This is a genomic window from Streptomyces sp. NPDC058157 (assembly GCF_042884105.1).
Lineage (GTDB): Bacteria > Actinomycetota > Actinomycetes > Streptomycetales > Streptomycetaceae > Streptomyces.
The window spans coordinates 1-10,733 of sequence record NZ_JBHVUQ010000220.1; the positions used below are offsets into that span (position 1 = coordinate 1).

The 10,733-nt window shown below is 75.3% G+C and carries 8 protein-coding genes; 5 read left to right on the top strand and 3 right to left on the bottom strand.

The genetic code is table 11. The annotated features are described in order from the left end of the window. Positions 1-227: 227 nt before the first annotated feature. Positions 228-797, top strand: coding sequence for a hemerythrin domain-containing protein (locus ACFVXK_RS33100; protein ID WP_389619203.1), 570 nt, complete (start codon positions 228-230; stop codon positions 795-797). Positions 798-800: 3 nt separating this feature from the next. Beyond that, positions 801-1,880 (top strand): NAD-dependent epimerase/dehydratase family protein, encoded by a 1,080-nt coding sequence (locus tag ACFVXK_RS33105; protein WP_389619206.1) that lies wholly within the window; start codon positions 801-803, stop codon positions 1,878-1,880. 37 nt (positions 1,881-1,917) lie between these two features. Here ACFVXK_RS33105 and ACFVXK_RS33110 read toward each other — a convergent pair whose 3' ends face one another. Next, positions 1,918-2,619: an HAD family hydrolase gene (locus ACFVXK_RS33110; RefSeq protein ID WP_389619209.1), complete on the bottom strand. Its 702-nt coding sequence runs from the start codon at positions 2,617-2,619 to the stop codon at positions 1,918-1,920. Positions 2,620-2,960: 341 nt separating this feature from the next. Here ACFVXK_RS33110 and ACFVXK_RS33115 point away from each other — a divergent pair, with 341 nt between their 5' ends. Together ACFVXK_RS33115 and ACFVXK_RS33120 are read left to right on the top strand one after the other, a co-directional pair. Next, on the top strand, positions 2,961-4,745 hold the full coding sequence (locus tag ACFVXK_RS33115; protein WP_389619212.1) for a thiamine pyrophosphate-requiring protein: 1,785 nt from the start codon (positions 2,961-2,963) through the stop codon (positions 4,743-4,745). Next, entirely contained in the window at positions 4,745-7,795 is a 3,051-nt protein-coding gene (locus ACFVXK_RS33120) for an FAD-binding and (Fe-S)-binding domain-containing protein (protein ID WP_389619215.1), read from the top strand. Before ACFVXK_RS33115 ends, ACFVXK_RS33120 begins: the two co-directional genes overlap by 1 nt. 69 nt (positions 7,796-7,864) lie before the next feature. Here ACFVXK_RS33120 and ACFVXK_RS33125 read toward each other — a convergent pair whose 3' ends face one another. Both ACFVXK_RS33125 and ACFVXK_RS33130 read right to left on the bottom strand, forming a co-directional pair. Continuing rightward, positions 7,865-8,932, bottom strand: a complete 1,068-nt coding sequence (locus ACFVXK_RS33125; RefSeq protein WP_389619218.1) for an SDR family oxidoreductase — start codon at positions 8,930-8,932, stop codon at positions 7,865-7,867. Between the two features lie 41 nt (positions 8,933-8,973). Next, positions 8,974-9,507 carry a DUF6328 family protein gene (locus ACFVXK_RS33130; protein WP_389619221.1) on the bottom strand — a complete coding sequence of 178 codons (534 nt, stop codon included), beginning with the start codon at positions 9,505-9,507 and terminating at the stop codon, positions 8,974-8,976. Positions 9,508-9,651: 144 nt separating this feature from the next. Between ACFVXK_RS33130 and ACFVXK_RS33135 the strand changes: the two genes are divergently transcribed. Next, a partial coding sequence (locus tag ACFVXK_RS33135; RefSeq protein WP_389619224.1) for an enolase C-terminal domain-like protein occupies positions 9,652-10,733 on the top strand: 1,082 nt, incomplete at its 3' end.

The following is a 10,733-nucleotide window of genomic DNA, read 5'->3' on the forward strand; positions in this document are numbered from 1 at the left end:
GACGACGCCGCCGCGCGGGCCGGAGCCGGGACCGGGCTGGACCCGGCGGACGGCTCCGGCCCCGGGGCCGGGGCCACTCCCCCGCCGGCCGAGCCCCCGGACTGAGGGCGGGCCCTGACAAGGGCCCGGGCCGGCTCCTCGGGGCCAGGCATGGAAGGACATGCCGGGGGCAGGCGCGCAGGGACCCGAACGAGACGACGACCCTACGAACGGAAGGACGCCGAGCCATGGGACACGGCGGCGATGTGGTGGCGGAACTGACGACGGACCACGACGAGGTCAAGGAGTACTTCCAGCGGCTGGGCCGGACCTCCTCGGCGGAGGAACGGCGCAACCTCGCCGATCTCCTCACGATCGAACTGGTACGCCATTCGGTCGCCGAGGAGCAGTACCTGTATCCGGCGGTGCGCGAACACCTCCAGGACGGCGACCTGATCGCCGACAAGGAGATCGCCGACCACGGCCGGGCGGAGCGGCTGATGAAGCAGCTCCAGGAGGAGGACGCGGCCGGGACCCGGTTCACCTCCGTGCTGCGGGAACTGGAGACGGACGTCCTGGCCCACATCCACGACGAGGAGCAGAACCTCTTCCCGGCGCTGCGGCACGCCTGCGGCCAGGACTTCCTGGACGACCTGGGCGACAAGACCCGCCGCGCCAAGAAGACGGCCCCGACCCGTCCGCACCCGGGCTCCCCGTCCACGCCGCCGGCGAACAAGCTGCTGGGGCCGGGGCTGGGGCTGGTCGACCGGGCCCGTGACCTGCTCTCGGGGCGCGGCAAGGACGACCGGGCGGCCTGAGCCGTGAAGGTCGTCGTCACCGGGGCCACCGGCAACGCCGGCACCAGTGTGGTGTGCCGCCTGGCCGCCGATCCGCACGTGACGGAAGTCCTGGGGCTGGCCCGGCGGGTGCCCCGGTGGCGTCAGCCGGGCGTCCGGTGGGCCGCGGCCGACGTCGACCCGGGCGGCACGCCGCTCGGCCCGCTGTTCGCGGGCGCGGGGGCGGTGGTCCACCTGGCGTGGAAGTTCCAGCCGACGCACGACCCGGTGGAGACCTGGCGGACGAACGTACTGGGCTCGCTGCGGGTCTTCGAGGAGGCCGCGGCGGCGGGGGTGCCGGCGCTGGTGCACGCCTCGTCGGTGGGAGCGTACGCGCCGGGGCCGCCGTACGACCGTGCGGTGGACGAGTCCTGGCCGACGCACGGCTGGCCCGGGGCCGCCTACACCCGTGAGAAGGCCTATCTGGAGCGGTGTCTGGACGCGTTCGAGGCGGCGCATCCGGACATGCGGGTGGTGCGGATGCGGCCCGCGTTCCTCTTCAAGGAAGTGTCGGCGTCCGAGCAGCGGCGGATCTTCGCCGGTCCGCTCCTGCCGGGGCGGCTGGTGCGGCCGGGTCTGCTGCCGGTCCTGCCCGACCTGCCGGGGCTGCGCTTCCAGGCGCTGCACACCGACGACGCGGCGCGCGCGTACGCCGCCGCCGTACGGCTGCCGGTGCGCGGGGCGTTCAACCTGGCGGCGGAGCCCGTGCTGGACGTGGCCGCGCTGGCCCGGCTGCTGCAGGCCCGGGTGGTGCGGCTGCCGCTGCGGCCGGCGCGGGCGGCGCTGTCGGCGGCCTGGCGGCTGCACCTGGTGCCGGCCCCGCCGGGGCTGCTGGACGCCCTGCTGCGGCTGCCCCTGCTGAGCTCGGCGCGGGCGCGCCGGGACCTGGGGTGGGAGCCGCGGTACGCGTCGGGTGAGGCCATGGCGGCCTTCCTGCGGGGGCTGCGCGAGGGGGCCGGGCTGCCCACCCCGCCGCTGGCCGGGGACCGTGCCCCGCACGCGGCCGACGTGGCCGACGGGGCGGAGGCGGAACCCGCGTCCGGGGCGGTGCGCCGGGCCCGCTGAGCCCGGCACGGCGTACCCCGGCCGCCGGGCTCCCGCCTCATGCCCCGGGCCGCTGGGCCTTCCGCGCCAGGGGGCTGGAATCGAGGGAGCGCAGGAGTTCCGGCGGGCCGCGGTAGACCGTCACCGGTCCCGCGGCGGTGAGTTCGGCCTCGGAGATGCCGCCGGTGAGGAGGCCGATGCAGGGGACGCCGGCGCGGGCCGCGGCCTGGACGTCCCAGACGGTGTCACCGACGAAGACGGCGTCGGCGGGCTCGGCGTCGGTCAGGGCGAGGGCCCGGTGGACCAGGTCGGGGGCGGGTTTGGACCGGTCGACGTCGTCGGCGGAGGTGGCGCCGTGGATCACCTCGTCCACGTCGAGGGCGGCGCGGATGGCGTCGACCTCGTCGGCGGAGGCGGAGCTCGCCAGGACGATGCGCAGCCCGCGCGCGGCGATGGCCCGCAGCAGGTCGGCGGCCCGGTCCAGGACGGGGAGGGCGTCGAACCAGGCGGCGTAGAGGGCGTGGTGGGCGTCCCTCAGGCGCTGGTCCTGGCGGTGGTCGTGGGCGCTGCCCAGGAGGTGTTCGAGGATCCGGTCGCCGCCCATGCCGATGGCCCGGTGGATGCGGGCCATGGGGATGTCGTGGCCGTTCTGGTGCAGGGCCTGCCACCAGGTCAGGGAGTGCAGGTAGTTCGTGTCGACGAGGGTGCCGTCGAGGTCGAAGAGGGCCGCGCGCGGCCGGTGGTCGGTGCTGGTGGTCATGGTGGGCCTGGTCCTTTGCGTTCCTGTGCGTTCCTGTGCGTTCCTGCGCGCGCCGCCGGGCCGTCCCCGGGGTGGGGCGGCCACCGGTGCGCGAACGTCGTCCGCGCGCCTGCCCCGGGCCCCGCACGCCAAACGGCGGGGCGGGCGGGTGCGGACGGCCGCGTTTCGGGTGTGCGGGCCCGGGCAGGCGCAGCCAGAGGCCGGCCGGCCCGGCGCATCCGCACCCGCCGCGAAGGGAGCGATCGTGCAGGCCGTCGTCCACCAGGGGCCGTTCGGCGCTGATGACGGCGGGGTGATCGCCGAGGCGACGGCAACGCCGACGAGCAGGAGGGAACAGGACGATGAAGGTAGCCGACCACGTGTTGCAGCGCCTGCGGGAGTGGGACGTCGAGCACGTCTTCGCCTATCCCGGTGACGGGATCAACGGGCTGCTCGCCGCCTGGGGGCGGGCGAAGGACGCGCCCCGGTTCATCCAGGCCCGGCACGAGGAGATGGCCGCCTTCGAGGCCGTCGGCTACGCGAAGTTCTCCGGCCGGACCGGGGTCTGCGCGGCCACGTCCGGTCCCGGGGCGATCCACCTGCTCAACGGGCTGTACGACGCGAAGCTCGACCACGTCCCGGTGGTGGCCCTGGTGGGGCAGACCGACCGCAGCGCGATGGGGGGCTCGTACCAGCAAGAGGTCGACCTGCTGTCCCTCTACAAGGACGTGGCCTCGGACTACTGCCAGATGGTCACGGTCCCCGCGCAGCTGCCGAACGTGCTGGACCGGGCCCTGCGCATCGCCGCGGCCCGCCGCACCGTGACGGCCGTGATCCTCCCCGCGGACGTGCAGGAGCTCGACTACGAGCCGCCGGCCCATGCGTTCAAGCAGGTCCCCTCCAGTCTGGGTGTGACGCGGTACGCGCCCGTTCCGGCCGACGAGGAGATCCGGCGTGCGGCGCGGATCCTCAACTCCGGTGAGAAGACGGCCATTCTGGTCGGGCAGGGGGCGCGGTGCGCCCGTGCGGAGGTCGAGCAGGTCGCCGAACTCCTGGGCGCCGGGGTGGCGAAGGCCCTGCTGGGCAAGGACGTGCTGCCGGACACGCTGCCGTACGTCACCGGGTCGATCGGGCTGCTGGGGACGCGGCCCTCGTACGAGATGATGCGGGACTGCGACACCCTGCTCGTGGTCGGTTCCAGCTTCCCCTACACGCAGTTCCTGCCGGAGTTCGGGCAGGCCCGGGCGGTGCAGATCGACATCGAGCCGGCGCTGGTCGGGCTGCGCTACCCGTTCGAGCTCAACCTCGTGGGCGACGCCGCCGAGACGCTGCGCCGGCTGCTGCCGCTGCTGGACCGCCGCCGGGACGGGGCCTGGCGCGACGGCATCGAGGCGGGGACCGAGCGCTGGTGGGAGGTGATGGAGCGGCGGGCCGGCGTGCCCGCGGAGCCCGTCAACCCCGAGTACGTGGTCCACCGGCTGGACGGGCTGCTGCCGGAGAACGCGATCATCACGGCGGATTCCGGTTCGGCGGCCAACTGGTACGCCCGGCACCTGCGGATGCGTGACGGCATGCGCGGTTCGCTCTCGGGCACCCTGGCGACGATGGGGCCGGGGGTGCCGTACCTGATCGGGGCGAAGTTCGCGCACCCCGACCGGCCGGGCATCGCGATCGTCGGTGACGGCGCGATGCAGATGAACGGGATGGCGGAGCTGATCACGGCGGCGAAATACTACCGCGAGTGGTCGGATCCGCGGCTGGTGGTGGCGGTGCTCAACAACCAGGACCTCAACCAGGTGACCTGGGAGATGCGCGCCATGCAGGGCGCCCCGCAGTTCGAGGACTCGCAGGCCGTCCCGGACGTCCGTTACGCCGACGTGGCCGCCCTGTTCGGTCTCGGCGGGGTGCGGGTGGAGCGGCCCGAGGACGTGGGGCCGGCCTGGCGCCAGGCCCTGGAGGCGGACCGGCCGTTCGTCATCGACTTCCGGACGGACCCGGCGGTGCCGCCGATCCCGCCGCACGCCACGTGGGAGCAGATCAAGGCCTCCGCTTCGGCGGTGCTGCACGGGGACAGCGACCGCGGCAACGTGGTGCGCCAGGGGCTGAAGGCGAAGATGCAGGACTTCCTGCCCGGCGGGGCGGGGTGATGGCGGCCGGCCCCGCCGCGGTGGACCTGGCCGGGCTGGAGCGGGCGCTGCGGGCCGAGGTGGAGGGGGAGGTCCGTTTCGACGCGGGCAGCCGGGGCGCGTACTCCACCGACGGCTCCAACTACCGGCAGGTGCCGCTCGGGGTGGTGGTCCCCCGGACGGTGGAGGCGGGCGCGCGGGCGGTGGCCGTCTGCGCGCGGTTCTCCGCGCCCGTCCTGTCGCGGGGCGGCGGGACGAGCCTGGGCGGGCAGTGCACGAACACGGCCGTCGTGATCGACTGGACGAAGTACTGCAACCGGCTGGTCTCGGTGGATCCGGCGGCGCGCTCCTGCGTGGTCGAGCCGGGCATCGCCCTGGACGAGCTCAACCGGCAACTGGAGCCGTACGGGCTGAAGTTCGGCCCGAAGCCGGCCACGCACAGCCACTGCACGCTGGGCGGGATGATCGGCAACAACAGCTGCGGCGCCTCGGCGCAGGCGTACGGCAAGACCGTCGACAACGTGCGCCGCCTGGAGGTCCTCGGCTACGGCGGGGAGCGGTTCTGGGCCGGCCCCACGGGCCCGGAGGAGTACGAGCGGATCCTCGCGGCGGGCGGCGGGCGGGCCCGGCTCCACCGGGGGCTGAAGGACATCGCCGCCCGCCACCTCGCCGAGATCCGCCGCGGTTACCCGAAGATCCCCCGGCGGGTGTCGGGCTACAACCTGGACTCCCTGCTGCCGGAGAACGGCTTCGACGTGGCCCGGGCCCTGGTGGGCAGCGAGGGCACGCTGGTGACGGTGCTGCGCGCGGAGCTCGCCCTGGTCGAGGTCCCGGCGGCGGAGGCCCTGCTGGTCCTCGGCTACGAGGACGTGTACGCGGCGGCGGACGCCGTCGCGGGCCTGCTGGAGCACTGCCGGCCGGCCCAGCTCGAGGCCGTCGACGGGCGGATGGCGCAGCTGATGCGGGAGGAGGGGGTCCACCTGCACTCCCTGGAGCTGCTGCCGGAGGGCGACGCCTGGCTCCTCGTCCAGTTCACCGGCGGGAGCCAGGAGGAGGCGGACCGGCAGGCGTACGAGCTGCTGCGGGCCGTCGGGCGCGGCGAGGACGACGCGTCGGTGGCGTTCTCCGACGACCCGCCCCGGGAGCAGGAGTTCCTGAAGGCCCGTGAGGCGGGGCTGGGGGTGACCGCCCGGCCGCCGGACGGGTCGGAGACCTGGGAGGGCTGGGAGGACTCGGCGGTGCCCCCGGAGCGGCTGGGCGACTACCTGCGCGACCTGGAGCGGCTGTACCGGCGGTACGGCTATCAGCAGGCCTCCCTGTACGGGCACTTCGGGCAGGGCTGTGTGCACACCCGGATCCCGTTCGGGCTGCGCGACGCCAGGGGTGTGGCCGCGTTCCGGGCCTTCCTGGAGGACGCGGCGGACCTGGTGTCCTCGTACGGGGGTTCGCTGTCGGGCGAGCACGGTGACGGGCAGGCCCGGGGCGAGCTGCTCCCCCGCATGTTCGGTCCGGCCCTGGTGGGGGCGATGGGCGAGGTCAAGGCGCTGTTCGACCCGGGGAACCGGATGAACCCGGGCAAGGTGGTCGACCCGCATCCGGTGGACGCGGACCTGCGGCTGGGGCCGGGGTGGCGGCCGCGGCCGCAGCGCGGGACGTTCTTCGCGTACGCGCAGGACGGCCACGACTTCACGCGGGCCGTGCAGCGGTGCGTGGGCATCGGCAACTGCCGTACGCACGAGGGCGGGGTGATGTGCCCGTCGTACCGGGCCACCCTGGAGGAGGAGCACTCCACCCGGGGCCGGGCGCGGCTGCTGTTCGAGATGCTGGACGGGCACGGGGACTCCCCCGTCACCGACGGCTGGCGCTCCACCGAGGTGCGCGACGCGCTGGACCTGTGCCTGTCCTGCAAGGGCTGCAAGTCGGACTGTCCGGTGGGGGTGGACATGGCCAAGTACAAGGCCGAGTTCCTCGCCCAGCACTACCGGTGGCGGCCGAGGCCGGCCGCGCACTACTCGCTGGGCTGGCTCCCGTTGTGGGCGCGGCTGGCGCGCACCGCTCCGGGGGTGGCGAACGCGGCGCTGCGGGCGCCGGTGCTGGGGCGGGTGGGGAAGCTGGCGGCGGGCGTGGACCCGCGGCGGGCCGCTCCGCCGTTCGCGTCCGTGACCTTCCAGGAGGCCTGGCGGCGCTCGCGCCGTCCCGAGCCCCGGCCGGACGACCCGCGCACGGTGCTGTTGTGGCCGGACACCTTCACCAACCACTTCCATCCGCACGTCGCCGGCGCAGCGGTACGGGTCCTGGAGGACGCCGGGTTCCGGGTGGCGGTGCCGGCGGCGGCGGTGTGCTGCGGACTGACGTGGATCTCCACCGGGCAGCTGGGCACCGCGCGCCGGGTGCTGGAGCGCACCGTGCGGACGCTGCGCCCGTGGCTGGAGGCGGGTACGCCGGTCGTCGCGCTGGAGCCGTCCTGCGCGGCCGTGCTGCGCTCGGACGCGACGGAGCTGCTGGCCGGGGTCGAGGACGCCCGGCGGCTGGCCGCGCGGACGCGGACGTTCGCCGAGCAGCTCGTCCACCACGCGCCGGACGCCTGGCGGGCGCCCCGGGCCGGGCGGGCGGCGACGGTGCAGACCCACTGCCACCAGTACGCCGAGCTGGGTACGGGTGCGGACCGTGAGCTGATGAGCCGGGCCGGGCTGGACGCCGACGTGCTGGACGCGGGCTGCTGCGGTCTGGCGGGGAACTTCGGCTTCGAGCGGGGCCACTACGAGCTGTCGACGGCCATCGCCGAGCAGGGCGTCCTGCCCGCGGTCCGCGCGACCGCGGCCGGCGCCTTCGTGCTGGCGGACGGGTTCAGCTGCCGGACGCAGATCGAGCAGGCGGGCACGGGCCGCCGGGCCCTGCACCTGGCGGAGGCGCTGGCCCTCGCGATGGACGGCCCGCTGCCCGACGGCGGCCACCCCGAGCGGGCGGCTCCGAGCGCCGTGCACGGGGGCGCGCGGGGGCGTCGCGGGGCGGGCGGCGGGCGGGCGCACCGCCCGGCACCCGGCGGCGCGAGCACGCGCACGCCGTCGTGACCTGGCGGGGGCTGCCGGGCGTGCGGAGCCGGCGGGGGTGGAGCCGGGTTCTCGGTTACACGTGCTGCCTCAGCGGTGGGCGGTCCGGTGGTGGCGCAGGGCCGCCAGGGCGAGGGCCGTCGCCGTCGCCGCGCCGCCGGTCCACAGCAGGCGCGGGCGGCGGGCCGCCCAGGCTTCGGGGGAACGCGGGTGGGAGCGGTCGTCGAAGGTGCCGTGGGCCCCGAAGTCCCGGCCGTCGTCGCCGTCGAGGGGGTTCCACAGGTTGTGCGGGCGCGGTCCGCGGTCGGGTTCGGAGGTCTGCTGGGAGGAGAACCCGGTGCGGGCGAGGTAGCGGTCCAGCAGGCCCGGCACCAGCCGGTTGGCGAACACGGTGGCCAGGGCCCGGCCGCCGACGCAGTACACGCGCCGTCCGGGGTGGTCGGCCGCGTGGACGACGGCCCGGGCGGCCACCTCCGGCTGGTAGATCGGCGGTACGGGCTGCGGGCGGTGCGGCAGCCTCGACAGTCCCCAGGCGAACTGCGGGGTGTTGACGGCCGGCAGCTGCACCACCGTCACCTTCACCCGGCTGCCGCGGTGCATCAGTTCGGTGCGGACGGCGGAGGTGAAGCCCCGGACGGCGTGCTTGGCGCCGCAGTACGCCGACTGGAGCGGGATGGAGCGTTCGGCGAGGACGGAACCGACCTGGACGATCGTGCCGGCGTCGCGGGGCAGCATCCGGTCCAGCGCCGCCCGCGTGCCGTGGACGTAGCCGAGGTAGGTGACCTCGGTGACCCGCCGGAACTCCTCGGGCCGGATCTCCTCGAAGGGGGCGAAGACGGTGGCGAAGGCGACGTTGACCCAGACGTCCACGGGCCCGAAGACGGCTTCCACCCGGTCGGCGGCCGCCGCGACCTGCGCGGCGTCGGAGACGTCGGCGGGCAGTACCAGCGGGGTGCCGCCCGCCTGCGCCACCTCGTTCGCCGCGGCTTCGAGTCCGGCGCGGCCGCGGGCGATCAGCGCCACCCGCGCGCCGCGGGCGGCGAACGCACGGGCCGTGGCGCGGCCCACCCCGGCGCTGGCCCCGGTGACGACCACGGTCTGGCGCGGGCGGTGGGGACGGCGGGGGTGGCGGTGGTGCTCACTGCGGGTCGTTTCCATGGCTTCGGGCTCCCTGTGGGCCGCGGTCGGGCGGCGTCGGCTCATTTCTCGTCGGTGTGCCGCTCGTCGGTGTGCCGCTCGCGTGCCCACAGCGGCAGCGCGAACCAGCACAGCAGGTACCAGGCCACCACCCCGCTGACGAGGTACGGGACGAGCGCCCCGTGGGTCACCACCCGCAGGACGAGGAAGAGGGCGGAGGTGAACGTGACGAGCAGCAGCACGATGCCGGCAAAGGTCAGGCGCGAGGCCCAGACCACCGCCTGGGGTTTGATGCGGCGGCCCGAGACGATGCGGTGGAAGGACACGGGGCCGATGAGCGCGCCCGCGGCGAGCGAGCCGGCCACGACCGTGCCGACGTAGACCGCCTTGTCGGTCGCCGAGATCCCCTGGAAGTGCGGGGTGAAGGCGACCGTGAGCAGGAAGCCGAAGAGGATCTGCACGCCCGTCTGGGCGACCCTGATCTCCTGCATCAGTTCCTGCCACTGCCGGTCGGCTCTCTCTTCCCTGCTCTCGTGCCGGCCCCGGTCGGCCCGTTCACCGCCGTCCGGCCGCGCGGCAGTCCGCCGCTCCTTCATGTCCTGCCGGTTCCTCCCGTTCGGCGTGGTCCTGTTCCTCTGCGCGCCTACCCGCCCGCCCCGTCCGCACACGCGCCGGCGGGAGGACTGCGGGCGGAGCGCGGGGGTAGGCGCGCGGTACGCCCCTACGTGAGGAGGGCCGGGATGCGTGCGCGCAAGGACGGCGGGGACACCCCGGTGCAGCGGATCGGGGTCGCTGCGTACACCGTGCCCACCGATGCCCCGGAGGGGGACGGCACCCTGGCCTGGGACGCCACGACCGCGGTGGTGGTGGAGGCCGACGCGGGCGGGGTGCGCGGCCTGGGCTGGACGTACGCCCCGGCGGCGGCCGCGGAGGTGGTGCGGGAGCTGCTGGCGGGGGTGGTCCAGGGGGGTGACGCGTTCGGGGTGCCGGGGCTGAACGAGGTCATGTGCCGGGCGGTGCGCAACGCGGGGCGGCCGGGGATCGCCTCGTGCGCGATCTCGGCGGTGGACATCGCCCTGTGGGACCTCAAGGCCCGTCTGCTGGGGCTGCCGCTGGCCGACCTGCTGGGGGCGGCGTGCACGGAGGTCGCGGTGTACGGCAGCGGCGGGTTCACCACGGCACCGGACGAGCGGCTGCGGGCGCAGCTGGAGCGCTGGGTCCACGGCCTGCACATCCCGCGCGTGAAGATCAAGATCGGGCAGGACCGGGGCCGGGCCGTCGGGCGCGACCTCGCGCGGGTGGCGCTGGCCCGGGAGGTGATCGGGCCCGGGGCCGAGCTGTACGTGGACGCCAACGGCGCCTACGCGCGGGGGCGGGCGCTGCGGGTGGGCCGCGAGCTCTCCGCGTACGGGGTGAGCTGGTTCGAGGAGCCGGTGTCCTCGGACGACCTGGCGGGGCTGCGGCTGCTGCGCGACCGCCTGGACTGCGACGTGGCGGCCGGGGAGTACGGCTACGACCTGCCCTATTTCGCGCGGATGACGGCGGCCGGGGCGGTGGACTGCCTGCAGGCCGACGCCACGCGCTGCGGCGGGATCACCGAGTGGCTGAGGGTGGCCGCGCTCGCCCGGTCGCAGGGGCTGCAGCTGTCGGCGCACTGCGCCCCGCACGTCCACGCCCATCCGGCGGCGGCCGTACCGGACTTCCTGCACATCGAGTGGTTCCACGACCACGCCCGGCTGGAGCCGCTGCTGTTCGAGGGCGAGGGCCTGCTGGACCCGTCCGGGGGCACGGTGCGGCCGTCGGCCACGGGGGCGCCGGGGCT

Bases quoted from the DNA above. Each gene is read 5' to 3' on its own strand.
- ACFVXK_RS33110 (WP_389619209.1), bottom strand. From the start codon at position 2,619: ATGACCACCAGCACCGACCACCGGCCGCGCGCGGCCCTCTTCGACCTC.
- ACFVXK_RS33100 (WP_389619203.1), top strand. From the start codon at position 228: ATGGGACACGGCGGCGATGTGGTGGCGGAACTGACGACGGACCACGAC.
- ACFVXK_RS33120 (WP_389619215.1), top strand. From the start codon at position 4,745: ATGGCGGCCGGCCCCGCCGCGGTGGACCTGGCCGGGCTGGAGCGGGCG.
- ACFVXK_RS33115 (WP_389619212.1), top strand. From the start codon at position 2,961: ATGAAGGTAGCCGACCACGTGTTGCAGCGCCTGCGGGAGTGGGACGTC.
- ACFVXK_RS33130 (WP_389619221.1), bottom strand. From the start codon at position 9,507: ATGAAGGAGCGGCGGACTGCCGCGCGGCCGGACGGCGGTGAACGGGCC.
- ACFVXK_RS33125 (WP_389619218.1), bottom strand. From the start codon at position 8,932: ATGGAAACGACCCGCAGTGAGCACCACCGCCACCCCCGCCGTCCCCAC.